At 67.7% G+C, this 25,507-nt stretch carries 23 protein-coding genes; 15 read left to right on the top strand and 8 right to left on the bottom strand.

Going from position 1 to position 25,507, the window contains the following annotated elements:
- Window positions 1-2: 2 nt before the first annotated feature.
- Window positions 3-434 carry a YciI family protein gene (locus VXM69_RS13030; RefSeq protein ID WP_034186059.1) on the bottom strand — a complete coding sequence of 144 codons (432 nt, stop codon included), beginning with the start codon at window positions 432-434 and terminating at the stop codon, window positions 3-5.
- A 207-nt stretch (window positions 435-641) separates the two neighbouring features.
- Here VXM69_RS13030 and VXM69_RS13025 point away from each other — a divergent pair, with 207 nt between their 5' ends.
- Entirely contained in the window at window positions 642-872 is a 231-nt protein-coding gene (locus tag VXM69_RS13025) for a hypothetical protein (RefSeq protein WP_034186060.1), read from the top strand.
- Window positions 873-917: 45 nt separating this feature from the next.
- On the opposite strand, the gene VXM69_RS13020 is transcribed toward VXM69_RS13025, so the two are convergent.
- The 4 genes from VXM69_RS13020 to VXM69_RS13005 all read right to left on the bottom strand — a co-directional run bounded on the left by VXM69_RS13020 (window position 918) and on the right by VXM69_RS13005 (window position 4,440).
- Window positions 918-1,157 (bottom strand): hypothetical protein, encoded by a 240-nt coding sequence (locus VXM69_RS13020; protein WP_367188717.1) that lies wholly within the window; start codon window positions 1,155-1,157, stop codon window positions 918-920.
- A complete protein-coding gene (locus VXM69_RS13015; RefSeq protein WP_034186062.1) occupies window positions 1,154-2,578 on the bottom strand; it encodes an MFS transporter in 1,425 nt (474 codons plus the stop codon). Before VXM69_RS13015 ends, VXM69_RS13020 begins: the two co-directional genes overlap by 4 nt.
- A 152-nt stretch (window positions 2,579-2,730) precedes the next feature.
- Window positions 2,731-3,492 (bottom strand): ABC transporter permease, encoded by a 762-nt coding sequence (locus VXM69_RS13010; RefSeq protein WP_034186063.1) that lies wholly within the window; start codon window positions 3,490-3,492, stop codon window positions 2,731-2,733.
- A gap of 3 nt (window positions 3,493-3,495) precedes the next feature.
- Window positions 3,496-4,440, bottom strand: a complete 945-nt coding sequence (locus VXM69_RS13005; protein ID WP_034186209.1) for an ABC transporter ATP-binding protein — start codon at window positions 4,438-4,440, stop codon at window positions 3,496-3,498.
- 420 nt (window positions 4,441-4,860) lie between these two features.
- On the opposite strand from VXM69_RS13005, the gene VXM69_RS13000 reads away from it, so the two are divergent.
- From VXM69_RS13000 to VXM69_RS12970, 7 genes are all read left to right on the top strand, one after another.
- On the top strand, window positions 4,861-5,157 hold the full coding sequence (locus VXM69_RS13000) for a cupin domain-containing protein (protein WP_226227894.1): 297 nt from the start codon (window positions 4,861-4,863) through the stop codon (window positions 5,155-5,157).
- Between the two features lie 619 nt (window positions 5,158-5,776).
- A complete protein-coding gene (locus VXM69_RS12995) occupies window positions 5,777-7,390 on the top strand; it encodes a DUF2957 domain-containing protein (protein WP_367188716.1) in 1,614 nt (537 codons plus the stop codon).
- 71 nt (window positions 7,391-7,461) lie between these two features.
- A complete protein-coding gene (locus tag VXM69_RS12990) occupies window positions 7,462-8,715 on the top strand; it encodes a DUF2957 domain-containing protein (protein ID WP_049035971.1) in 1,254 nt (417 codons plus the stop codon).
- A 74-nt stretch (window positions 8,716-8,789) separates the two neighbouring features.
- On the top strand, window positions 8,790-9,614 hold the full coding sequence (locus tag VXM69_RS12985) for an OmpW family outer membrane protein (RefSeq protein WP_034186067.1): 825 nt from the start codon (window positions 8,790-8,792) through the stop codon (window positions 9,612-9,614).
- Window positions 9,615-9,735: 121 nt separating this feature from the next.
- Complete coding sequence (locus VXM69_RS12980; RefSeq protein WP_034186068.1) at window positions 9,736-10,239, top strand: hypothetical protein; 504 nt, start codon at window positions 9,736-9,738, stop codon at window positions 10,237-10,239.
- Between the two features lie 185 nt (window positions 10,240-10,424).
- Window positions 10,425-10,928, top strand: coding sequence for an activator protein (locus VXM69_RS12975; RefSeq protein WP_069705536.1), 504 nt, complete (start codon window positions 10,425-10,427; stop codon window positions 10,926-10,928).
- Between the two features lie 209 nt (window positions 10,929-11,137).
- On the top strand, window positions 11,138-12,259 hold the full coding sequence (locus VXM69_RS12970; protein ID WP_367188715.1) for a hypothetical protein: 1,122 nt from the start codon (window positions 11,138-11,140) through the stop codon (window positions 12,257-12,259).
- A gap of 270 nt (window positions 12,260-12,529) precedes the next feature.
- Here VXM69_RS12970 and betA read toward each other — a convergent pair whose 3' ends face one another.
- The 3 genes from betA to betI are packed head-to-tail and all read right to left on the bottom strand — an operon-like array spanning window position 12,530 to window position 16,342.
- The gene (gene betA, locus VXM69_RS12965; RefSeq protein WP_059556914.1) at window positions 12,530-14,230 is read right to left on the bottom strand and encodes a choline dehydrogenase; all 1,701 of its coding nucleotides are present in this window, start codon (window positions 14,228-14,230) and stop codon (window positions 12,530-12,532) included.
- Between the two features lie 25 nt (window positions 14,231-14,255).
- A complete protein-coding gene (gene betB / locus VXM69_RS12960) occupies window positions 14,256-15,725 on the bottom strand; it encodes a betaine-aldehyde dehydrogenase (RefSeq protein WP_034186071.1) in 1,470 nt (489 codons plus the stop codon).
- 32 nt (window positions 15,726-15,757) lie between these two features.
- On the bottom strand, window positions 15,758-16,342 hold the full coding sequence (gene betI, locus VXM69_RS12955; protein WP_034186211.1) for a transcriptional regulator BetI: 585 nt from the start codon (window positions 16,340-16,342) through the stop codon (window positions 15,758-15,760).
- A gap of 722 nt (window positions 16,343-17,064) precedes the next feature.
- On the opposite strand from betI, the gene VXM69_RS12950 reads away from it, so the two are divergent.
- From VXM69_RS12950 to VXM69_RS12920, 7 genes are all read left to right on the top strand, one after another.
- On the top strand, window positions 17,065-17,967 hold the full coding sequence (locus VXM69_RS12950) for an alpha/beta hydrolase (RefSeq protein ID WP_034186072.1): 903 nt from the start codon (window positions 17,065-17,067) through the stop codon (window positions 17,965-17,967).
- Between the two features lie 67 nt (window positions 17,968-18,034).
- Complete coding sequence (locus tag VXM69_RS12945; RefSeq protein WP_034186073.1) at window positions 18,035-18,604, top strand: isoprenylcysteine carboxylmethyltransferase family protein; 570 nt, start codon at window positions 18,035-18,037, stop codon at window positions 18,602-18,604.
- A gap of 17 nt (window positions 18,605-18,621) precedes the next feature.
- Window positions 18,622-19,905, top strand: coding sequence for a nucleotide disphospho-sugar-binding domain-containing protein (locus VXM69_RS12940; RefSeq protein ID WP_059556913.1), 1,284 nt, complete (start codon window positions 18,622-18,624; stop codon window positions 19,903-19,905).
- A complete protein-coding gene (locus tag VXM69_RS12935; protein ID WP_069705495.1) occupies window positions 19,902-21,497 on the top strand; it encodes a DHA2 family efflux MFS transporter permease subunit in 1,596 nt (531 codons plus the stop codon). Before VXM69_RS12940 ends, VXM69_RS12935 begins: the two co-directional genes overlap by 4 nt.
- A 10-nt stretch (window positions 21,498-21,507) precedes the next feature.
- Entirely contained in the window at window positions 21,508-22,446 is a 939-nt protein-coding gene (locus VXM69_RS12930) for a glycosyltransferase family 2 protein (RefSeq protein WP_034186076.1), read from the top strand.
- Window positions 22,447-22,448: 2 nt separating this feature from the next.
- On the top strand, window positions 22,449-24,269 hold the full coding sequence (locus VXM69_RS12925) for an efflux transporter outer membrane subunit (protein WP_367188714.1): 1,821 nt from the start codon (window positions 22,449-22,451) through the stop codon (window positions 24,267-24,269).
- Window positions 24,269-25,459: an HlyD family efflux transporter periplasmic adaptor subunit gene (locus VXM69_RS12920; RefSeq protein ID WP_034186078.1), complete on the top strand. Its 1,191-nt coding sequence runs from the start codon at window positions 24,269-24,271 to the stop codon at window positions 25,457-25,459. The genes VXM69_RS12925 and VXM69_RS12920 overlap by 1 nt, the downstream gene beginning before the upstream one ends.
- The last annotated feature ends 48 nt before the right edge of the window (window positions 25,460-25,507 follow it).

Genomic DNA, 25,507 nt, shown 5'->3' with positions numbered 1-25,507 from the left:
GCTCAGGATTTCTGCCGCGCGTCGACTTCCGCGCGCATCCGCGCTTCCTGTTCCTTCAGTTCGGGGGTGAGCGCGTCGCCGAAATCCTCGGCTTCGAACAGCGGGCGGATCTCGATGTCGGAGTCGCCCGGCATCGGGTTCGGGCAGCGCTTCACCCATTCGACGGCTTCTTCCATCGATTTCACCTGCCATAGCCAGTAGCCGGCGACGAGTTCCTTCGTTTCGGCGAACGGGCCGTCAACGACGGAGCGATGCGTGCCGGAGAAATGCACACGCTTGCCGTGGCTGCTGGGGCGCAGCCCGTCCGCGTCGAGGAGGATGCCGGCCTTGACCAGTTCCTCATTGAAGCGGCCCATTTCGGCCATGCTTTCGGTGTCGGGCATCCGGCCGGACTCGGAATCGGCGGTGGCTTTGACGATGACCATGACGCGCATTGTCGTATCTCCTGAAAAATGAATGAGGGAACCGCCGGCCGCATCGACGGCAAAACGATCGGTTACGACAACACGACGTACGAGAAGGACGCGTATCGACAGCGCGCGCGAAGAATTTTCCGCGAAGGGCGAACTGGCGGCCGCCGCCGCGGAGCGCATCGCCAAAACTGGTATGCTGATCTTCACCACGTTGACGCGGAGGGTGCCATGGCTGCTAAGGAAGTCTCGAAGAAGAAGTACCTGAAGATCCTGAACAAGCGCCTGCGTGCGGAACCGGCCGCGCCGGCCGGCGCGTCGTTTGTGTTTTTCCCGCTGGGTGCGAAGGCGAAGCACGCGACCGGTGTCGTGTCCGGCGACACGCGCAGCAAGCGCGAACTGGCCGTGATGGCCGCGGTCCAGCGCAAGGCGGCCGAAGAGTTCGTCGTCGCCGGTGCCTGACCGGCACCGGCCGCGCCCTCATCGTTGAATTGCCGCCTCCGCGGCTTACGCGGCGGCGGCTTCGCAGTGCGCGATCGTCGCGCCGGGTATCGGCAGGAAGAGGCCGAGATCGGGTGTCGGGATCCGCCGCGGCGCGTTCGCCACGTGCGCGAGCGACGGCAGGTCGTCCGGGCGCCGGATCGATTCGAGGATGACCGGCCACGGGCGCGAAGCCTGACGGTTGACGCAGCGGCCGGGAACGGCGCTGAACGCGTTCCCGGCCTGAAAGCGAACCCCGGCGATCACGACACCTTATCCGCCGCCGCCGCCGGATACCGGCCGCTGCCCCCGGCCGCGTCGCCGGCCGCCAGTTGTTCCAGCGCGAGGCCCTTCGTCTCGATCCCGAGCGTCCACACGGCGATCGCCGCCGCGACGAACGACAGCGCACCGAGCGTGAACACGCCGCCCTGGCCGAAGATCGGCAGCACGACACCGACCACGTAAGGCCCGATCAGCGAACCGACGCGTCCGATCGCCGACGCGAAGCCCGACCCCGTCGCGCGCGCGCCGGTGCCGTACAGTTCGGGCGTGTACGTGTACAGCGCGGCCCACATCCCGAACAGGAAGAACTGCATCGCGAGGCCCGTGACGATCAGCAGCGTCGTGCTGCCGCCGTACAGCGCGCTCTGGCCGTAGGCATACGCCATCGCGCCGCCGCCGATCAGCGACGCGATGCAGGTCGGCTTGCGCCCCCAGCGTTCGACGAGCCATGCGGCGCACAGGAACCCCGGCACGCCGCCCAGCGAGATCAGTACCGTATAGAACACCGATTTCGTGACTTCGAAGCCGGCTTGCTGCAGCAGGGCGCCGAGCCACGACGTGAGGCCGTAGAAGCCGAGCAGCGCGAAGAACCACAGCAGCCACACCATCACCGTGCGGCGACGGTACACGCCGCTCCAGATCTCGCGCAGCGCGCCGTGGCCGCGTGCGACGACCGGTTCCGCGAGTCGCGACGGCGGCGGCAGCGTCGTGACGCCGGCCGAGCGCATCACTTTCGCCTCGATCGCGTGCATCACCGTGTCGGCTTCCGCGTGCCGGCCCGCGTGCTCGAGCCAGCGCGGCGATTCGGGCACGATGCGGCGCACGACGAGCACGAATACCGCGGGAATCGCGAGCAGCGCGAACACGGTGCGCCAACCGAACTGCGGCAGCACGAAGTACGCGACGACGCCGGCCGTGATGAAGCCGAGCGGCCAGAAGCCGTCCATCAGCGCGATCAGGCGGCCGCGCTTCTCGGTCGGCACGAACTCGGACAGCAGCGTCTGCGCGACCGGGAATTCCATGCCCATCCCGATGCCGAGCAGCACGCGGTAGACGATCAGCGCGTCGACGCTCTGCGCGGTCGAGCACAGGTACGACGCGGCACCCCACAGCACCATGCTCCACTGGAACACGGGCCGGCGGCCGAAGCGGTCGGCGAGCAGGCCGGCGACGGCCGCGCCGAGCACCATCCCGAAGAAGCTCGCGCTCGCGACGAGGCCGGCGGCCGCGGTCGACAGCCCGAACTCCTTGCGGATCGAGCCGAGCACGAACGTCATCGTGCCGAGGTCGACCGAGTCGAAGAAGAACGCGATCGCGATGATGAAGAAGATGCGCTTGTGATAGCCGGAGAACGGCAGGCGTTCGAGCCGGGCGGCGGCGGAGACGGGAGCGGTGGCGGCGGGCATGGCGTCCTCTGAAATGAAAAAGGGGCCGCGCAGCGCATGCTCCAGGGCCCCGATGCTTCACGTTCAGTAGACGCGACCACAAACTGCCGCATCAGAGGAAAAACGCCGCCTGCTTGCCCAAATGCGTCATCGGCGCGGCGGCGCGTGCGCCGTCAATTCTTCAGCTTGTATCCGGTGCGGAACATCCACGCGACGATCGCGAGCAGGATCACGAGGAACAGCCCGGTCGCGGCGAGGCTGATCCACACGTGCACGTCGGCCAGCCCGTAGAACGACCAGCGGAAGCCGCTGATCAGGTAGACGATCGGGTTGAACAGCGTGACGACGCGCCATGCGGGCGGCAGCATGTCGACCGAGTAGAAGCTGCCGCCGAGGAACGTGAGCGGCGTGATGATCAGCAACGGCACGAGCTGCAGCTTCTCGAAGCTGTCGGCCCAGATGCCGATCACGAAGCCGAACAGGCTGAACGTGATCGCCGTCAGCACGAGGAACAGCACCATCCAGAACGGATGCAGGATGTGCAGCGGCACGAACAGGCCGGCCGTGGCGAGGATGATCACGCCGAGCAGCATCGACTTCGACGCGGCCGCGCCGACGTAGGCGATCACGATCTCCCAGTACGACACGGGCGCGGACAGGATCTCGTAGATCGTGCCGGTGAAGCGCGGGAAGTAGATGCCGAACGATGCGTTCGAGATGCTCTGCGACAGCAGCGACAGCATCACGAGCCCCGGCACGATGAACGACCCGTAGCCGATCCCGTTCACGTCGCTGATGCGCGAGCCGATCGCGGAGCCGAACACGACGAAATACAGCGACGTCGAGATCACCGGCGCGATGATGCTCTGCATCAGCGTACGGCGCGTGCGGGCCATTTCTGCGCGGTAGATCGCGCGGATTCCATGCCAGTTCATGCGTCAGGCTCCTTGCACGCCGTTGCGGCGGTTGTCGATCAGGCTGACGAAGATGTCCTCGAGCGAGCTCTGCGTCGTGTGCAGGTCGCGAAAGCCGATGCCGGCCGAGCCGAGCGCGCCGATCAGTTTCGCGATGCTCGCGTCGTCGCGCTGCGAGTCGTACGTGTAGACGAGCGCGGCGCCGTCGTCCGCGCGTTCGAGCCCGAACGGCGCGAGCGCGGGCGGCACCTCCGCGAGCGGGTGCTCGAGTTGCACGGTCAGCTGCTTCTTGCCGAGCTTGCGCATCAGCTCGCGTTTTTCCTCGACGAGCACGAGCTCGCCGCCGAGGATGATGCCGATCCGGTCGGCCATCTCTTCGGCTTCCTCGATGTAGTGCGTGGTCAGCAGGATCGTCACGCCGCTTTCGCGCAGCGAATCGACGAGCTTCCACATGTCGCGGCGCAGCTCGACGTCGACGCCGGCCGTCGGCTCGTCGAGGAACAGGATGCGCGGCTCGTGCGACAGCGCCTTCGCGATCATCACGCGGCGCTTCATGCCGCCCGACAGCGTCATCAGCTTGTTGTCGCGCTTGTCCCACAGCGACAACGCCTTCAGCGTCTTCTCGATATACGCGGGATCGGGCGCCTTGCCGAACAGCCCGCGGCTGAACGACACGGTCGCCCAGACGCTTTCGAACGCGTCGGTGGTCAGCTCCTGCGGCACGAGGCCGATCATTTCGCGGGCCGCGCGGTATTGATCGCGGATGTCGTGACCGCCGACCGTCACGCGGCCTTCGGTCGGCGTGACGATGCCGCAGATCGAGCCGATCAGCGTGGTCTTGCCGGCGCCGTTCGGCCCGAGCAGCGCGAAGATCTCGCCGGGGCGGATGTCGAGGGTCACGTGCTTCAGCGCCTGGAAGCCGGACGCGTAAGTCTTGGAGAGGTCGGAGACGGAAAGGATCGGTTGCATGCTCACGGATGGTACGGCCGGCCGGCGCGACGCCGCGCCGCGCGTGCCCGGCGTCGCCGCCGCTGCGAAGCGGCCGGGACCGGGGACGGCATGGCGGTCGGGCGTCATGTCGAACGACGTTGTGGTGCGGGATCGCAGGACCGCCATATTAGCAATCGGTAGATCGAAATGCATTCCGGTGGAAAGGCCGCGTATTGCCGGCGCCGGATTTGCATGAATCGGCCGTGCATCGATCAGCAAATACGTGCTTTATTTAAATTGAGCGAACAATTTGCCGCATTTCTCATGATTCCCGCCGCGACCGTGGTTCCGCCGTTGCGGCACCTCGACTGTGCTGCCGGAAGACCCTTGCGCCGTACCGGGACGGCACGCATCGCGCTCGCGATAATGCGTTCCTTTCATCGTTCATGGAGCGGGCGCATGTCTTTGGTCGATTTCAAGTCCGTGGCCGCCGCGCAGGCCGCCGCATGGAAATCCACGATCGTCGGCGAGGTCGGGCCGGCCCGGATCAAGGTGCTGCGCATGGATGCGCAGCCGTACGACGCGGAAGTGCACGACTACAACGAGGGGCTGCTGGTGCTCGACGGCACGCTGATGCTCGAGGTTGACGGTGGGACGGTGGTGGTCGGGGCCGGGCAGATGTATCTCGCGCGCGCCGGGATACGTCACGCGGTGCTGCCCGGCAGCCACGGCACGCTCGCGATCATCGACGTATGAGGTTGCGCCGCAACATGCGTGCGGGCCGCTGAAGGCCGCCTGGCCTGGCTCGGCGCGGATTGCGCGAGTGCCGTTCAAACGCGTGTTCCACAGCCCGGGTATTTGTCTGAGCAAATAAAATGAAGGCTGTTTGAAAATCTGTTAAATACCGTGTAAACGCTAGGATCGCGCGGGTTCATTCGTTTGGAACTCTGCATCCATTTACTTGTTTGAATGGTCCGATCATAGTCTCGACAAACGACGCATCACGATAACGAATCAAGCGTACGTATGGAGACCACACCATGAGACGCCCATCCGCGGGGCCAGCCGGACTGCCGTTTCCCGATTTTTCGCTGCATGCAGGCGCGACGCAGGTCGCGTGCCTGCGTCGTCACCTCGCCGTGTAGCGCGGCGAACCACTTTCCGTTCCGATCGTTCCGACGGCGCCGTGCCGCAGACGGCGCTGCGGGACCGCGCTTGTCTGCCGCCGCGGCGTGTGCCGCACATGCCTGACCGGCATCGCGGCCGTCTGGCGCGCATTGTCATGCGCCGCGCGTTCGGGCGGCGGCGCGATACCAACCGGCGGGCCATGCAGCTTGGCCGGACGAGACTTGTCGTACCTCAAAAGGAGGGGTTGATGATTTGCATTCCTGAATGGCGGAAGGCGATCCTGTCGTGCGCGGTGCTGGTGCTGCCGTTCGTCGCCGGTTGCGGCGGCGGCGACGATCCGGGGCCGATCAACGTGCCGCAGTGCTCGGGCAGCGCCTGCGGGCCGAGCGGCGCCGAAACGACGCCGCCCGTCGTGGCGAAGCTGTGTCCGGACGCGCTCGATTACACGACGACGTATACGGGCGGCGCCGGCAGCGGCGAGTACGTGAAGGTGAAGTTCGACACGACGAAGCTCACCTACCAGATGCAGTTCATCGAATCGTCGGTGCCGACGTCGGCAGGGCAAGTCAACAACACGCGCGCGGGCCTGACGATCAGCGGCGCGTTCCATCATCCGACCAACCTTCCGACGGCCGAGCAGAACCGCTGCGCGTTCGTGCTCGACAGCGGCGCGACGAGCGACGGCGCGTATGCGGTGACGATCAATCGCGCCGATCCGCCGATGCTGTTCGTCGGCAATGGTGTCGTGGGCGGCGGGATTCCGGGGGCGACGATCGCGTTCAAGGGCATCGACCTCGGCGCTCCGTTGCCTATCGGCTACGTGCCGTCGCGCACGTTCGATTTCTATCCGTTCATCGGCTTCATCGAAACGGAAACCGATTTTTCGAAGGTTGCGGGCAATTACAACGAGGTAGGCATCCATGTGTCGCCGCTCGGCGGGGGCGGGCAGAGCGCGCCCGGGCCAATCGGCTGGGAACCGGACGTCGTCAACTGGAACCAGACGCTCAATGCGGACGGTTCGTGCACGATCACCCCGGGCAGCGACTACTCGTGCCAGACGACCGGGACGCCGTGGACGCTGCGCAAGAATGCGGACGGGTCGGCCGACAACGTGTTCGTGAGCAACGGGCTGCCGAACGCGTTTGGCGTGCTCTCGTATCCGATCGCGGGGCAGGGGTCGTCGCTCATCCTTCTTGCGTCGAGCCAGGCCAAAGGCATCATGATCGTCGGCAAGCTGAATGGCGTACGGATACCGGTCGTGATTCGCGTCGGCTACACGTATGTCGATGCGACCAATCTGCTCGCCTCCGTCGCCGATGCCGAAGTTGGTATCTCGATGCTGTCGTCGACCACCGCGATCGCCGCGAATTCGTTGAAAGGCGGCTACATCGGCGCGACCAGCGCCTCCGCCTGCGGCATCGTGACGTCTCCCGGCACGACGACCTTCTTCCCGACGGCGGGCCCGAGCTTCAATCCGAACGTGCCGCATCCGGAGCTGCCCGGCAGTTTCGTCAACGGCACCTTCCTGACGGAAGCGGGCACCTGCAACGACGGTACCGCCGTGTCGACGCTGGCTGCGAACTATACGTCCACGCTGTTCCAGGGCAATACCGCGGCATTCATCGATCCGCAGACGTCGTCGGTCACCTCGCAGTTCGCGCTCGACTATACGCAGGCCACGCCCGGCAAGATCAAGGTGACCGCCACGCAGGACTTCAACGCGAAGGGCGCGAACGGCAACGTGGCGATCTTCAGCAAGGGCGACACCGGCTGGCTCGTGACGGCCGGCAACGTCTACGCGATGGTCGTCAACAACAACAAGGTCAACCCGTTCTTCACGGTCGGCGCGTTCGTCCAGTAACCCTGCATTGAACACGTAACACCGGCGGCGCATGCGTCGCCGCCGGCGAATCGAATTTCAAGAGGATTCCTATGAATGTGAAGCAATGGATGGCCGCGGCATCGCTCGCGCCCGTGCTGGCCGCATGCGGCGGCGACGGCGACCCGCCCCCCGCGCCGGTGGTCCGGCTGTGTCCGCAGACGATCGACTACAACACGGTATTCATCGGCGGGTCGGGGTCGGGCGAGCTCGTGAAGGTGCAGCTCGACACGACGAAGATGACGTACCGGATGACCTACCTCGCGTCGCCGGTGCCGACCACCACCGGCACCGTGCAGCCGACGCGCGACACGGCGCCCGCCAATGTGGTCGACGGCACGCTGGCCGACGAAACGGGGCTGCCGACGGTGAAGCTGAACCAGTGCACGTTCCGGATGCAGAACGCGAGCCTCGACCCGAGCCGGCCCGCGCGGCTGTTCCTCGGCGAAGGCGTGCTGGGCGGCGCGATTCCCGGCGCGACGATCCAGTTCGACGGCGTGATCGGCGTCGGCAAGATCCCGAAGACGACGTTCCCGTATTACCCGTTCATCAGCTTCTCGTCGCTGGAAACCGACCTGACGAAGATCGCCGGCACGTACAACCAGCTCGGCTATCACCAGGTGCCGTCGCAGAACTTCCAGCCGGTGGCGCTCGACCAGAAGGTGACGATCAACGCGGACGGCAGTTATACGGAAACCGACAACTTCGGCAAGAAGAACGGCGGATTGCCGCTCGCGTCGAGCGCGACCGTGAACCAGCCGTTCACGCTGCGCCCCGATGCGCCGGCGTTCCAGTCGCTCAACTACCAGCCGCAGATTCCGCCGACGCTCGCCGCGCTCGATCCGGCGAAGGCCGGCAAGGGGATCCTGATCGTCGGCAAGCTGCGCAACCAGCTCGTGCCGATCTTCATCCGCACCGGCGCCGCGAACGCGGACCTCACGCAAGGCCCGCCGAGCGCGGACGACGAATCGGGCATCTCGTTCCTGAGCCCGCAGACGGCGATCGCGCAGGGCTCGCAGGACGGCGAGTACACGGGCGTCGACAGCGCGTTCAACTACCGCGCGACCGCGCTCGTCGGCGCGCAGGCCACGCTGCTCGATCCGTTCAACGCGTCGCAGGCCGCGCTCACGCGCGCGCTGAACCTCGACTACACGCAGAAGGTGCCGGGCGTCGTGACGACCGTGCACGCGGATGCGGCGTCGGGGCCGGCAACCGGCAAGTTCGTGTTCACCGGCGGCGTGTTCGGGTTCCTCGACATGGCCGATACGAGCAACCCGTACTTCACGGTCGGCGCGTTCGTGCAGTGACGCACGCCTGGATGGAGACACGGTGGCGCCGCGCGCGGATGCGCGGCGCCCCGACAGAACGAGGGGGAGACTTCATGAAGAAGCTGATTGTCGCGGGTGTCGCCGCAGTCGCGTCGACGCTCGCATCGGCCCAGCAGGCGGGCGACAACGTCGCGACGCTGGGCTGGCTGCACATCATGCCGCAGGATTCGACCAACGGGTTGACGACGAATCTCGCGAGCATGCCGATCAACGGGCCGCTGCGCCTGCCGGGCTCGTTCACGTCGCCGGGCACGAGCCTGACGGTCAACAATGCCGATACGGTCGGCCTCACGCTCACGCACTTCTTCACCGACCACATCGCGGTGACGTCGGTGCTCGGCGTGCCGCCCGAGTTCACGCTGACCGGCCACGGCGTGATCAAGCCGCCGGGCCCGGCCGGCGCGCTCGGCAACGTCGACATGGACAAGTCGGCGAACCAGCCGGCCGTGAAGAACGCGCGGCAGTGGAGCCCGACGATCATCCTGCAGTACTACTTCAATGCGCCGACGGCGAAGTTCCGCCCGTTCGTCGGGATCGGCGTGGCCTACAGCTGGTTCAGCAACATCGAACTGAACGGCAACTTCGCGAAGGACATCAACGAGAACCTCGGCAGCGTGCTCGCGGCCGGCGCCGGCAAGCCGGGCGCGACGTCGGTGGAGGGCAAGGCGTCGTCGTCGTTCACGCCGGTCTACAACGTCGGCGCGAGCTATGCGATCGACAAGCACTGGGGGCTGACGGCGACGCTGACCTATATGCCGCTGAAGACCTACTCGTCGCTCGTGATCAAGGCGGCCGACGGGTCGACGCTCGCGACCACGCGCACGCGGCTGAAGGCCGATCCGCTGATCACGTTCGTCGGGATTTCCTACAAGTTCTGAGCCGACCGGCGCGCATGACGCGCGCCGGCGGTTTCCTGCGCCCGGCTGGCCGGATCGTTCCGGCCGGAAGGTCGCGTTCCTGGCGGCGTGCCGCCATTTGTGAAGAGAGGGGGCAGTTCAAATGAGCATTCGCAAAATCGTATCGCTTGTTGCTGCAGTGGCTTTCACCGCGGCTTCGGCCGCGCCTGTTTTCGCCGTCACCGTTTCGCGTGCCGACGGCCAGCCGATGAATCCGAACGGCGAGCCGTTCTCGGCGTCGGGGCTGACGGCGCTGGCCAAGGGGTCGATCAACGCGAACTGCAACGCGACCTTCAACGGCACGATCACGTCGACCGGCATCGTCAACATCACGTCGACGACGTTCTCGGGCGGCGCGACGTGCGGCCTGATCAGCGGCAGCGCGAGCAGCACGTCGCCGTGGACGGGCCAGGCCGACAGCACGACGCAGTTGTCGATCAACAACGTGAAGGTGAACGTCACGTTGCTCGGTACCTGCGGGCCGAGCAAGGTCGTGACGGCGTGGAGCGATTCGAACTCGTCGCTGACCTTCGACAAGTCCGCGCTGACGCCGGATTGCACGGTGAGCGGCACGGTCGCCACGTCGCCGAAGTTCCACGTGCAGTAAACGCCGGGCGATCGAAGCGGAACCCGCCGCGCACGAGGGCCGCGCGGCATGTGCGGCGGGTTTCCGCGGCTTCGATGGGTTCGTGCCGTCGCGTGTATCGGCGCGGCGGCCGGATTCATTCGGTGGCGCGGTCGTTTCTGCCGGTGTGCCGCCATTCATATCAAAAAAGAGAGAGGGCAATGCAGATGAACATTCGTCCAATCGCATCGCGTGTCGCTGCCGTGGTATTCACCGCGGTTTTGGCCGCGCCCGCCTTTGCCGTGACGGTTTCTCGCGCGGACGGTCAGCCGATGAATCCGAACGGCGAACCGTTCTCCGCGACGGGAATGACCACGCTCGGCAAGAAGGCGATCAACACCAACTGCGCGGTGACGTTCAACGGAACGATCACGCCGGCGGGCGTGATCCGCATCACGTCGGCGCAGTTCGGCGGAGGCAACTGGTGCCCGCTGATCAGCAGTACGGCGAGCAGCGCCACGCCGTGGACGGGGCAGGTGGACGGCGCGACACAGCTGTCGATCAACGATGCGCAGGTGACCTTCACGCTGCTGGGTTCTTGCGGTCCCGACAAGCTTGTGGCGGCGTGGAACGATTCGAACGCGTCGCTGACCTTCAACCAGGCCGAATGGGCGCCGGACTGCAGGTTGGCCGGCACGCTCGTCGCGTCGCCGAAGCTCCACGTGCAGTAACCGTCCCGGAGCGCCAGCCGTGCGCGAGGATCGTGCAGTTCGCACGCGGCCATGTTCGCTTCCTCGATGTATTCGCGTCGTCGCGCTTATCCGCGTGCCGGCCGAGCCGCCCGTGTCGCGATCCGGCATGGGCGGACCCGCGGGGCGGGCGTGACGTACTGCGCTTCCCCGATTCGATCGAAACAAAACGATTCCAATTGGCCGGAACCATGCTTACCGATCCAGCAAAGTATGGCGATGCCCGCGACGCGACGCTCGACCGGCTGCGCACCGCCGCGTGGCTGCAATACCTGATCGACCATCTCGACACGGCGTCCTGCACGATGACCGCGCGCGATGCCGGCGACACGGCCGTCGCCGCGTCGTACACGACGCGCGCGGGAACCGTCGCGCGCCTGTCGCGTGAAGCGGCGGCCGCGCTCCACCGGCTCGTCCCGTGGAGCGCGTCGGACGGCGGCGGCTGCGCGTGCGACCCGGCCGATCCGCTCGGCGCGTGCTCGCATGTGCCTTCCGTCCGTCAACTCGCTGAGGCCGAACGTTGCTGCCCGGGCTCGCGTGCCGTATTCGACTCCGCGCACGGCGTGATCGAGGTGTGCGCATTCGACGATCCCGACATCGGCTGGGCCGCGCTCGAACGCATTGTCGGCGGCGTCGAACGCCACGGCGAAGACGCGCGAGAACGCGTCGCGAACCCACCTGACGGGCCGCGCGAGATGCCGCCTGCGAAGAACCTGAGAGAAAGGCTGACCGCTATCGCGGCAGCGAACGGAGAAACGCCGACCCACCCCGGTGCCGTCATCGACGCGATCGTGCTGCGCGCATGCGGCCCGCGAGACGACGCGGCGCGCATCGACGAGATGGCCGCGCTCGCGATGTTCTCGGCCGGGCTCGCGGCCGGCAACGGCGTGTCGGTTCAGGCGTACGGCGGGCAGCACAATCTCGTCGCGCGGGCGATCCGTACGCATCGCGCCGATCTCGCGTCGATGGACGGGCTGCTTGCCGCGCTCGCCGTTTGCCGGCTCGATCGACTCGTCGGCGCGGGCAGCTTCTGGGCCTGCTACCTGCTGGCGGGCATCGCGATCGCCGCACCGGATATGGTGCGGGAAATCGGCGGTCGCTTCCACGGCGATACCTGGCAGGCGTGGCTCGACCACGTGCTCGCGTGGCCGGCGGTCAGCCGCTTCGGGCCGACGGAGGATGTCGCGTTCGACCGCCTGCGCGACGCGATGAGCCTGACGTCGCGCTGGAATCCGATCGTCCGCGGCAAGCGGGTGCGCACGCGGGGCGTGACGATTTCCCGCTCAGGCGAAGACGGGAGCAAGGCCGGCTGACGGGGGGCTTGGCCGGGATGAAACGGCCCGCACCGCCTCGCGCGCAGGCGCTCGCCCCGGGGCGACATCCCGGGCCGCGTTGGCACGTGCGGGCGCGGCGTCACGCCATGGGCCGCGTCGTGCGACCGCACGACTGCCGCGCCGACCGGCCGCGCAACGCCTCAGTTCCGCGCTCCATCGACCGGACGCAGTATGTGATGCCGCCGACCATCGCGATCGGCGGCGTTTCATCAGGACACCATCCAGGTTCGGGCAGCGCGCCCGTCGTCGTCAGACCGTCTCGGGCTGCCGCACGGCCTTCGCGACGTTCCTCGCCATCGCGCCGTTCGCGACGAAGTACGGCACGTCGACCCGCGCGAGCGGCTGGCGGCCGCGGATCTTGTCGGCAATCTTCTCGGCGATCATGATCGTCGGCGCGTTCAGGTTGCCGGTCGTGATGATCGGCATGATCGACGCATCGACCACACGGAGCCCTTCGAGCCCGTGGACGCGGCCTTCTTCATCGACCACGGCCATGTCGTCGTAACCCATCTTGCACGAGCACGACGGATGGAACGCGGTCTCCGCGCGGGCGCGCACGAACGCGTCGAGTTCCTTGTCGCTCTTGCAGTCGGCACCCGGGTTCAGCTCGCGGCCGCGATAGCGGTCGAGCGCGGGCTGGCGCATGATCTCGCGCGTCGCGCGGATCGCGTCGCGGAACTCGCGCCAGTCGAGCGCTTCGGCCATGTAGTTGAACAGGATGCTCGGATGGTCGTTCGGGTCGCGCGAGCGCAGCTTCACGCGGCCGCGGCTCGGCGAGCGCATCGAGCCGACGTGCGCCTGGAAGCCGTGCATCTCGATCGCGTTCGAGCCGTTGTAGTTGATCGCCACCGGCAGGAAGTGATACTGGATGTTCGGCCAGAGGTCGTCGTCGCGCGTGCGGATGAAGCCGCCCGCCTCGAAGTGGTTGCTCGCGCCGAGGCCCGTGCCGTTCAGCATCCATTCGAGGCCGATCTTCGGCTGGTTCCACCACTTGAGCGCCGGGTACAGCGAGACGGGCTCCTTGCACTCGTACTGGATGTACATCTCCAGGTGGTCCTGCAGGTTCTGGCCGACACCCGGCAGGTCGAGCACGACGGGGATGTCGAGTTCCTTCAGCCACGCGCCGGGGCCGACGCCCGAGCGTTGCAGCAGCTGCGGTGACGCGATCGCGCCGCTGCACACGAGCACTTCGCGGCGTGCATGCGCGCTCGCGCGCTCGCTGCCGCGCAGGTACGTGACGCCCGACGCGCGCTTGCCGTCGAACAGGATGCGGTCGGCGAGCGCATGCGTGACGATCTCGAGGTTCGGCCGCACCTTCGCCTGGTCGAGGTAGCCGCGCGCGGTGCTCGCGCGGCGGCCCTTCGGCGTGACCGTGCGGTCCATCGGGCCGAAGCCTTCCTGCTGGTAACCGTTCAGGTCGTCGGTGCGCGGATAGCCGGCCTGCACACCCGCATCGACCATCGCCTCGAACAGCGGGTTCACGCCCGGCTTGCTGGTCGTGACCGACACGGGGCCGCTGCCGCCGTGATAGTCGTTCGGGCCGACGTCGCGCGTCTCGGCTTTCTTGAAGTACGGCAGGCAGTCGAGATACGTCCAGTTCTCGAGGCCCTTGTGCGTCGACCAGTTGTCGTAGTCGAGCGCGTTGCCGCGGATGTAGCACATCCCGTTGATCAGCGACGAGCCGCCGAGCCCCTTGCCGCGGCCGCATTCCATCCGGCGGTTGTCCATGTGCGGCTCGGGGTCGGTCTCGTACGCCCAGTTGTAGCGGCGGCCCTGCAGCGGGTAGGCGAGGGCGGCCGGCATCTGCGTGCGGAAGTCGAAGCGGTAGTCGGGGCCACCGGCTTCGAGCAGCAGCACCGTGACGTCCGGATCTTCCGTCAGGCGCGTTGCGAGCACGTTGCCCGCGGAACCGGCGCCGCAGATGATGTAGTCGTATTCGCGTGTCGTCATGACGGTCAATCTCCTTTCGTGATCCTCAAAACACCGGGTTGTAGCGGCCGAGCTCGACCTGCACCGACTTGATTCGAGTGTAGTGCTCGAGCGTCGTGATGCCGTTCTCGCGTCCGACACCGGATTGCTTGTATCCGCCAACCGGCATTTCGGCCGGCGATTCGCCCCACGTGTTGATCCAGCAGATGCCGGCTTCGAGGCGATGGATCGTGCGGTGCGCGCGCGACAGGTTCTCGGTCACGACGCCGGCCGCGAGGCCGTAGTGCGTGTCGTTCGCGCGGGCGATCACTTCGTCTTCCGATTCGAAATCGAGGATGCTCATCACCGGCCCGAAGATTTCCTCGCGCACGATCCTCATGTCGTCGCGGCAATCGCCGAACACGGTCGGCGCGACGTACTGGCCGTTCGCGAAGTGGCCGTCGGTCAGGCGGGTGCCGCCCGCGAGCAGCTTCGCGCCTTCGGCCTTGCCGCTCTCGATGAAGCCGAGCACCTTGTCGAGCTGCGCGGCCGACACGAGCGGGCCGAAGTTGGTGTCGGCATCGGTCGGCTTGCCGACGCGGATGCGCTTCACGCGTTCGAGCACCTTTTGCGTGAACGCATCCTTGATCGAGCGGTGCACGAACACGCGCGTGCCGTTCGTGCAGACCTGGCCCGAGCTGAAGAAGTTGGCGGTCACGGCGATGTCGGCCGCACGATCGAGGTCCGCATCGTCGAACACGATCAGCGGCGACTTGCCGCCGAGTTCCATCGTCACTTCCTTCAGCGACGAGGCGCCGGCCAGCGACATCACTTTCTTGCCCGTCTCGACGCCGCCCGTGAACGACACCTTCGCGATGTCCGGGTGGCCCGTCAGCAGCGCGCCGACCGAGCCGTCGCCCTGCACGACGTTGAACACGCCGGCCGGCACGCCGGCTTCCGTATAGATTTCCGCGAGCTTCAGCGCGGTCAGCGGCGTGACCTCGCTCGGCTTGAACACCATCGCATTGCCGGCCGCGAGCGCGGGCGCGGTCTTCCAGCACGCGATCTGGATCGGGTAGTTCCACGCGCCGATGCCCGCGCACACGCCCAGCGGCTCGCGGCGCGTGTAGACGAACGACTCGGCGCGCAGCGGCACCTGCAGCCCCTCGATCGCGGTCGCGAGGCCCGCGTAGTACTCGATCACGTCCGCGCCGGTGACGATGTCGACCGCGAGCGTCTCGCCGATCGGCTTGCCGGTGTCGCGCGTTTCGATCGCCGCGAGTTCGTCGTTGCGTTCGCGCAGCAGGTCGACCGCGCGGCGCAGGATGCGCGAGCGCTGCATCGCGGTCATCGCGGCCCATTCGCGCTGGCCTTCCTGCGCGGACGCGACGGCGCGCTCGACGTCGGCCGCGCTTGCCTGCTGCACCTGGGCGAGCAGTTCGCCGGTGGCGGGATCGAAGGTGTCGAAAGTCTTGCCGCTCGTGGCGTCGACGTAACCGCCGCCGATGTAGAGGCGCTGCAAACCGTATACGGACATGAGGATCTCCTGGTAGGCGACTGCGTGACGCGTCAGGCGGACGCGAGCAGCAGGTCGATGTAATCGTGGGCGAGCTTCAGTGCAGCCCGGGTGTCGATCGGGCCGCCGGCGAGCGCGCCGCGCAGCCACAGGCCGTCGATCAGCGCGGCGAGGCCGCTGGCGGCTTCGCGCGCTTTCGTGCGCGGCAAGGCCTTCGCGAACTCGGCGCACAGGTTCGAATGGAGGCGCCGCGTGTTGACGTGCTGCAGGCGCTTGAGCATCGGGTCGTGCATGCTCTGCGACCAGAACGCGAGCCACGTCTTCATCACGGGGGCGCTGACCTGCGTATCGTCGAAGTTCGCGGCGACGATCGCGCGCAGCCGCGAACGCGGATCCTTGCGCGCGGCCGTGCGGCGGCGCGTGGTGGCCGACCACAGGTCGCGCAGCACGTGCCGCATCGTCGCTTCGAGCAGGCCGTCCTTGTCGCCGAAGTAGTGGCTGACGATGCCCGTCGAGATGTTCGCGCGTTGCGCGACCGAGGCGAGTGTCGTGCCGGGCAGGCCCGCTTCGTCGATCGAGCGCAGCGTGGCATCGATCAACTGCGCGCGACGGATCTCCCGCATTCCGACTTTCGGCATCGCGACTCCCTTCGCCCGGACGGGGCCGTTCATGGAAGTCGAAAGCTTAGCGGTTTTTTATTGATCGTTCAATCAACAAAAAATCGGGGTCCGACGGCGAAACAGCACACCGCGACGGGTGCCGCGTCGCCTCCGCGGTCATGTGCAGGTGCGGAAAAATGCATTGAAAGAAGGTTAATTAAATTGAAATCTGTTTAAAACGGATTCCGAAAAGATGACGCAATGCGAGGGAAAATTTCCACTTCCGGTACATTACAAAACGAAAGAGTGTCGAAATATGTAAGATTATTCGCAATGTGAAATCGTCAATTCGGATCGTGAATGCGTGCAGCTTTCATGAAATCGTTTTAATCAGTCGATTAAAACATATTATGTATTTGAATTAAAACAAGAATATCGATTTTTTGAGCGCTTCTCCAGATTGCTCGCAAACGATTGCGTCCGCCCGCGTGGAGAATCCGCATACCATAGAAGTTGACGAAAAAATTTGAATCATGGGCATTTTCTAACAGAGTAGAGGGGATCGTTGGAATGACTTGAGTAAGTAATATCGACCGTATTAGTATGGCGCCGCACCATCAGGAATCAATGAGCGCCGCCGGCATTTGCCGCGGTGCGTCGGCAATGGGCGCGATGACGGATCGCGCACGGGGCCGTCACCTGTCATTGCGCACCTGCAGCATGCCGCGACGTCGAGACGCCGCATCCACCGGAGAACGACGATGCCGACCGAAAAACACGTAGTCCCGCTACCGAATGGCCTGAAGGTCTATGTCGAACGGAACGTGTTCGACCCGGCGTTCGACACCGCGATGCTCGTCAACGGCGCGCTCGCGACGACGGCGTCGTTCGGGCAGACCGTCCAGTACCTCGGCGAGCGGATGAACACGATCTGCTTCGATCTGCCGTATGCGGGCCAGTCGCGTCAGTACAACCCGGGTTGCTGCATCCTGACCAAGGACGACGAAGCCGCGATCCTCCAGTACCTGGTCGAGCATTTCGCGCCGGCGTTCCTCGTGTCGGTGTCGTGGGGCGGCGTCGCGTCGCTGTTCGCGCTCGCGCGCGGCTGCCCGAGCGTGCGTCGCGCGGCGATCTGCTCGTTCTCGCCGTTCCTGAACGACGCGATGGTCGACTACGTGACGCGCGCCCGCGATCACATCGCGGCCGGCGAGAACCTGAAGGCCGCGCAGCTGCTGAACGACACCGTCGGCCGCTACCTGCCGCGCATCATGAAGCTGTACAACTACCGGTATCTCACGCGCCTGCCGCGCGACGAGCAGGACCAGGTCGCGTTCCACGTCGACCAGATCCTGTCGCTGCGGCCCGAGCGCTACTTCAGCGAGTTCTCGAACATCGGCTGCGAGCTGCTGTTCCTGAACGGCGAGCGCGACGAATACACGACGCCGGCCGACGTGCGCCAGCTCGGCGCGCACGTGTCGCGCGCACGGTTCGCGACGGTGCCGGACGCCGGCCATTTCCTCGACATCGAAGGCCGCGCGCAGCGCGAATGCACGCGCACGGCGCTGCTCGAGTTCTTCTGCGGCGAGGCCAGCGTCGCGGCCGGCATGGCGCGCGCCGCCGCGCATGCGTGCGTGCCCGCGCCGATGCACGCGCTGTCGTCGTGACGCCAACCGTCGTGCACCGGGTTCGCCCCGCACATCCGAATTCCCATCCCAACGAGGCAGGCCAGCCGTGAATATCGTTCAGACCATCGCCATCGTCGTTCCGTGGGCCGCATGGCTCGCTTACTGGATCGCCACGTCGCAGGGCGTGAAGACGACCGTGCGCAAGGAAGCGTCGCGCTCGCGCACGCTGCAGTCGATTCCGCTGATCGTCGGCGGCGCGCTGATCATCCTGCCCGATCCATCGTGGCAGGCGCTCGTGCCCGACTGGCAGCGCTTCGGGCTGCAGGCGCAGTGCGGGCTTGCGGTGCTGGCCGCCGGCCTGTTGTTCTCGGTGTGGGCGCGGCTGCATCTCGGCACCAACTGGAGCGTGTCGGTCACGCTGAAGGAGAACCACGAGCTCGTCCGCACGGGGCCGTACGCGTTGGTGCGCCACCCGATCTATACCGGCTGCCTGGTCGCGCTCGCCGGCGCCGCGCTGATCGGCGGCGAATGGCGCGGCGCGGTCGGCGTGCTGCTCGTGTTCGCGTCGCTCGCGTACAAGGTGCGCGTCGAGGAGAGCTGGCTCACCGGTCATTTCGGGCCGGCGTACACGCAGTACCGCCGCGAAGTGGCGGCGCTGATCCCCGGTTTCTACTGACCTCCGCGAGGCGCGCGATGGCGAAGATGATCGTGACCGCGATCGGCTCGGCGGGCGACGTGCATCCGCTGCTCGGTGTCGCGCGCACGCTCGCGGCGCGCGGTCACGACGTGGTGTTCTGCACGCACGCGCCGTTCGAGGCGGCCGTGCGCCGCTGCGGGTTCGCGTTCGTGCCGGTCGGTACCGCGGCCGAATACGACGCCGCGATGGAGAACCCGGCACTGTGGGATCCGCGCACGTCGTTCCGCACGCTGTGGCAGGTGATCGCGCCGACGCTGCGCCCGCATTACGACGCGCTGCATGCGCTGACCGATGCCGACACGGTGCTCGTCGGCACGCTGTGGGCGTTCTCCGCGCGCTTCATGCAGGAACTGCATGGCACGCCTTACGTGTCGGTGCAGGTGTCGCCGTCGACGCTGCTGTCCGCGCATGCGCCGCCGACGCACCCGCGCCTGACGATTCCCGCACGCTGGCCGCTGCCGGTGAAATCGGCGCTGATGACGCTGATCGAGCGCCAAGTGCTCGATCGTGTGTGCGGCCCGGCGCTCGACGCGGTGCGCCGCGAGCTCGGGCTCGCGCCCGCGCGGCGCGTGCTCGGCCGCTGGCTGCATTCCACCGACGGCGTGCTGTGCCTGTTTCCGGCCTGGTTCGCGCCGCCGCAGCCCGATTGGCCGTCGAACCATCTGCAGAGCGGTTTTCCGCTGTTCAACGATATTGCGACGCCCGACGATGATGTGGCACTCGATGCGTTTCTCGCGGCCGGCGAGCCCCCGGTCGTGTTCACGGCCGGTTCGACCCGCGTCGATCACGCGGCCTACGCGCGCGCGGTGGCGGACGCGCTGCGCGCGACCGGCGCGCGCGGGATCCTGCTGACGCCGCACGATGCGGCGCCGGGCGACGAGCGGCTGCTCGTGCGCCGCTTCGTGCCGATGCGTACGCTGCTGCCGCGTTGCCGCGCGCTCGTGCATCACGGCGGGATCGGCACCGCGGCGCTCGCGTGCGAGGCGGGGATCGTGCAGGTCGTCACGCCGTTCGCGCACGACCAGTTCGACAACGCGCAACGCGTCGTCGCGAACGGCTGCGGCGTGCGCGTCGACGGCCCGGTCGACGGTGCGCGGCTCGGCGCGGCGCTCGCTCGCGCGCTCGACGAACCGGCGTTCGCGGTGCATGCGAAGCGCATGCGCGCGCTGCTCGCGGCCGCGCCGGATGGTTGCGAGGCGGCCGCCGATTTCATCGAACGATTCGTGCCGAAGCGCGGCCGGCTGGCCGCGCGGGCCGATCTCGCGGCGGCCGGCGCATGAGCACCGCGTCGCCGCTTCAAGACGGGCCGGTCGCGCCGTCCGCGTTCGACACGCCCGCGCCCGCGCCGGCCGCGCAGCCGGTGCGCGGCATCCGCCTCGCGCTGCTGACGTTCGCGCTGTCGCTCGCGACCTTCATCGAGGTGCTCGATTCGACCGTGACGAACGTCGCGGTGCCGGCGATCTCCGGCAGTCTCGGCGTATCGAACAGCCAGGGTACGTGGGTGATCAGCTCGTACTCGGTCGCGGCGGCGATCGCGGTGCCGCTGACGGGCTGGCTCGCGCGCCGCGTCGGCGAGCTGCGGCTGTTCGTCGGCGCGGTGCTGCTGTTCACGCTCACGTCCCTGCTGTGCGGGCTGGCGCGCGACCTGCACGTGCTGGTGATCTGCCGCGCGCTGCAGGGGCTGTGTTCCGGGCCGATGGTGCCGCTGTCGCAGACGATCCTGCTGCGCACGTTCCCGCCGGACAAGCGCACGATCGCGCTCGCGCTGTGGGCGATGACCGTGCTGCTCGCGCCGATCTTCGGGCCGGTGGTCGGCGGCTGGATCGTCGACAACTTCTCGTGGCCGTGGATCTTCCTGATCAACCTGCCGATCGGGCTGTTCTCGTTCGTGGTGTGCACCGCGATGCTGCGCCCCGACGCGCAACGCGGCGCGGCCGGCCCGATCGACGTGCCGGGCATCGTGCTGCTCGTGATCGGCGTCGGTTCGCTGCAGGCGATGCTCGACCTCGGCCACGACCGCGGCTGGTTCGGTTCGCCGCTGATCGTCACGCTGGCGGTGGTCGCGACGCTCGCGATCGTGTCGCTGCTGATCTGGGAAGCAGGCGAGGCGCACCCCGTCGTCGATCTCAGCCTGTTTCGCGACCGCACGTTCTCGTTCTGCGTGCTGATCATCTCGCTGGGGATGATGAGCTTCTCGGTGGTCGGTGTCGTGTTCCCGCTGTGGATGCAGGCCGTGATGGGCTACAACGCGTTTCATGCGGGGCTCGCGACCGCATCGCTCGGCGTGCTCGCGCTCGTGTTCTCGATTCTCGTCGGGATTCACGCGCACCGCTTCGACGCGCGCGTGCTCGCGACCTTCGGCTTCCTCGTGTTCGCGGCCGTACTCGCGTGGGATGCGCACTTCACGCTGAAGATGACGTTCGCGCAGATCGCGGCGCCGGGGCTGATCCAGGGGATCGGGCTGCCGTGCTTCTTCATTCCGCTGACCGCGGCGACGCTGTCGCGCATTCCGGACGACCGGCTCGCCGCCGCGTCGAGCCTGTCGAACTTCCTGCGCACGCTCTCCGCCGCGTTCGGCACCGCGATGAGCGTCACGCTGTGGGAAAACCGCGCGACCTATCACTACGACACCGTGTCGCAATCGGTCACGCACGCGTCGGCGAACACGCAGCGCTTCGTGCACGCGCTGAACGCGATGGGCGTGGACGGCGTGCGCGAGTTGTCCACGCTGCACCACGTCGTGATGCAGCAGGCGTACATGATGGCGACCAACGACATGTTCTGGATGGCGAGCATGACGTGTCTCGCACTCGCGGCGATGATGTGGCTGACGCGGCCGAAGCGCGGCGCAGCCGCGTCGTTCGGGCATTGAGGAGAAGACCATGACGACACTCGGCGCACTCGTGATCCTGTATCACCCGAGCGATGCGCAGCTCGACGCGCTCCGTGCGTGGCGGCACGCGTGCGATGCGCTGCTCGTCGTCGACAACACGCCGCGGCCCGATGCGCGGGCGCGCGCGCTGTGCGACAGGGAAGGCATCGCGCTGCTGCATCACGGCAATCGCGGCGGGATCGCGGGCGCGTACAACGCGGGGCTCGCGGCGCTGTTTCGCGATCGCATCGACGCCGTCGCGCTGTTCGACCAGGATTCGTCGGTGCCGGCCGCCTATTTCCCGGTGATGCGCGACGTCTGTGCGGGGCTCGCGGGGCGCGCGTTCCTGGCCGGCCCGCGCATCTTCGACGAAAACGCGCGCAGCTTCCTGCCCGAACTCGCGACGAACGGCATCGGTCTGCGCCGCCTGCGCATCGAGCCGGGCGCGCCGCTGCAGCGCTGCGCGTTCCTGATCTCGTCGGGCTGCGTCGTGTCGCGCGACGCGTTCGACCTGCTCGGCCGCTTCGACGAGACGCTGTTCATCGATCACGTCGACACCGAATACAGTTTCCGCGCGCTGTCGCGCAACGTGCCGCTCTATGTCGTGCCGTCGCTGGTGCTGCCGCACCGGATCGGCGCGAAGCAGCGGCACGCGATCGGCCCTTTTGAAATGACGTCGATGAATCATTCGTGGCAACGGCGCTACTACAGCGCACGCAATGCGGTGCAGCTCGGGATGCAGTACGGGCTGCGCTTTCCGGTGGCGATCGTGCCGAACCTGCTGACCGTGTGGCAGGTCGTGCAGATCGCGCTCGTCGAGCGCGACAAGCGCGCGAAGCTGGCCGGCATCCTGTTCGGCGTCGCGGACGGCCTGTTCGGCCGGCTCGGCCCGCTCGAACGCACGCGGCCGCGTCTGGCCGCGCGTGCGCAGCGCGTTCGGCAGGGGTGACGATGCGGCGTTCGAGGAAAGCGGCGGGGCCGGCGCGCGGCGTGAGGGGCGGCGCGACGATCGCGGCGGCGGCCGCGCTGCTCGCGTTGAGCGGATGCGTGCCGTCGGGGTTCCTGCCTTCGCTGTCGCTGCGTGCGCCGGCCGACGACGCGCTCGCGCATACGGCCGGGCCCGGTGCGAACGGCGCATGGCCGGCACCGGACTGGGTGAAGCAGCTCCAGGATCCGCAGCTCGACGAGCTGGTGGCCGAGGCGTCGCGGAACAGTCCCGATGTGCAGGTCGCACAGGCGCGGTTGCGGATCGCACAGGCACAGCTTCAGCAATTCGATTCGCTGACCGGGTTGACGGGCACGGCCGGCGCCACGATCAGCCGCGCGCGGATGCCGAAGCCGGGCGACATCGCCGACGTGACGGCCGGCGGCTATCGCGTGCCGGTGCAGATCTTCGGCGATCCGAACGTATCGCCGTCGTCGATCTTCGTCGGCCTGAACTACCAGCTCGACCTGTGGGGCAAGAACCGCGCGGCGACCAGGAGCCTGATGTCGCTGCGCGACGCGGCCGGCGTCGAAGCGGAGCAGGTGCGGCTGACGCTCGCCGTCGCGATCGTCACCGTGTACTGCCAGCTCGACCAGGCGTACGCGGTGCGCGACCTGTTGCAGCAGAAGCTCGCGATCAGCCAGCGCGTGACGGCCGTGCTGCGCGAGCGCACCGCGCGCGGCCTCGACAACGCGTACGACGCGAGCGACGCGTCGATCAAGCGCAGCCGCCTGCTCGAACAGATCGCGCTGAACGACGAGCAGATCAAGCTCGCGCAATTGCAGCTCGGCGTGTTGTCGGGCCGCGGCCCGGAGCGCGGGCTCGCGCTGCAGCGGCCGCGCGTCGGCGCGTTCGCGGGCGGCGCCGTGCCCGCCAGGCTGCCGGCCGATCTGCTCGGCCGCCGGCCCGACATCGTCGCCGCGCGGCTGCGCGTCGAAGCCGCGTTCGCGAATGCCGATTCGACGCGCGCGCAGTTCTATCCGGACGTGAACCTCGTCGCGCTCGGCGGCGTGTTCGCGCTGACGCCCGCGTCGCTGTTCTCGCGCGATTCGCTCGCAGGCTCCGTCGGCCCGGCGATCTCGCTGCCGATCTTCGATCGCGGCCGGCTGAAGGCGAAGCTTGGCGCGGACGTCGCGCAGGCCGACGTCGCGATCGGGCTGTACAACAAGACCGTCGACGACGCGCTCGGGCAGGTCGCGCAGCTCGTCACGTCGTTGCAGACGTCGCAGACGCTCGTCGCGCAGCAACAGGACGCGGTCGCGGCCGCGCAGAAGATCGTGCAGATCGCGGCTGACCGCCACCGGCGCGGCGTGCTGATGCAGAAGGACGTCGATGTCGCGGATCTCACGCTGATCGACGAGCGCACGCAGATGATCGCGTTGCTCGGCCGGCAGCGGGCGTTGCGCGTCGGTCTGATCGGCGCGCTCGGCGGCGGGTTCGATGCGGGCGCAACGGTGGCGCAGGCGCCGGCCGAGCATCGGGCGCGCAGCGGGGCGGCCAGGCGCGGGGCGCCGGCTCCGGTGGCGTCTGCCGCGGCGAACCGCGCCGCGGCGGGCGCACCGTCGAGCGATGCGCGTACGGGGAGCGCGTCCCTGTCACCGGCCGCTACCGTCGCAAGTGTCGCGGCCGTGCCTGCAACCGCACCCGTGCGGCGTGACGACGCGGCGTTGCGCGGCACGCCGGTTCTGGCGCGCACGGCAGCGACGAACGCGGCGCCGGCCCCGTCGGTTACCCAGCCGATCCCCTTGTTCCAGCACGATCGACTGATCGTCACGCAAAGCGACTGATGCACCACGACAACCTTCATACCGCCGCGCCGCCGGCTGAACCGACCGATCCGGCACTCGATGCGCGCCGCGCGACGCGCCGCAAGCGCTTCACGGTGTTCTTCGCGATCGTGCTGCTGGCCGCGATCGCGTGGATCGCTTACTGGCTGTTGAGCGACCGCTACTACGAAGACACCGACGACGCATACGTCGCGGGCAGCATCGTGCAGGTTGCCGCGCAGATCCCGGGCGCGGTGACCGACGTGCTGGTGGCCGATACGCAGGCCGTGCGCGCCGGGCAGACGCTCGTGAAGCTCGACGACACCGAAGCGTCCGTCGCGTTCGCGCAGGCGAAGGCGCAGCTCGCGCAGGCCGTGCGGCAGGTTGCGAACGCGAGGATTTCGAACACGATGTACGTCGAGGCCGTGAATGCGCGGCGCGCCGATCTGTCGCTCGCGCAGCGCGCGCTTGCCGCCCGCTCGGGCGCGTCGGTCGAGATCGTCGCGCCCGAGGAACTCGCGCGTGCGCGCGCGGCGGTGGCCGGCGCGCAGGCGAACCTCGCGGCCGCGCAGGCCCAGCTCGACGCGGCGCGCGCGCTCGGCAGCAAGCTGCCCGTCGACGAAAGCCCGGCCGTCGTGCAGGCGGCCGCGCAGTTCAAGCTCGCGTACCGCAACCTGAAGCGCACGACGATCGTCGCGCCCGTCGACGGTACGATCGGGCAGCGCTCGGTACAGGTCGGCCAGCAGGTCGGGCCCGGCGTGCCGCTGATGTCGATTGTGCAACTCAACCGGCTGTGGATCGAGGCGAATTTCAAGGAAGGGCAGATCCGCCACATGCGCGTCGGCCAGCCGGTCGAGGTCGTGTCGGATCTCTACGGCTCGCGGATCACTTATCGCGGCCGCGTGCAGGGCTTCTCGGCCGGTACGGGCAGCGCTTTCTCGATGCTGCCGTCGCAGAACGCGGCCGGCAACTGGATCAAGGTCGTGCAGCGCGTGCCGGTCGTGATCGCGCTCGATGCCCGCGATCTCGCCGCGCATCCGCTGCGCGTCGGGCTGTCGATGCGTGCGACGGTCGACACGCACGACCGCAACGGCCATGCGCTCGACAGCGAGCCGCCGACGCCGGCCGTCAGCACGCGCGTGCACGATGGCGTCGCGAGCGACGCGGAGGCGGCGGCCGCTTCGATCGTCCGCGAGAATCTGGGCGGGTAGCGCCCGTCGCGGAAAGGGGTAGAGCCGGCCGCGAGGGCCGGTCCGACC

Origin of the sequence: Burkholderia sp. Ed8, assembly GCF_040761425.1 — a bacterium.
Lineage (GTDB): Bacteria > Pseudomonadota > Gammaproteobacteria > Burkholderiales > Burkholderiaceae > Burkholderia > Burkholderia seminalis.
This window is presented reverse-complemented; position numbering and strand designations above follow the sequence as displayed.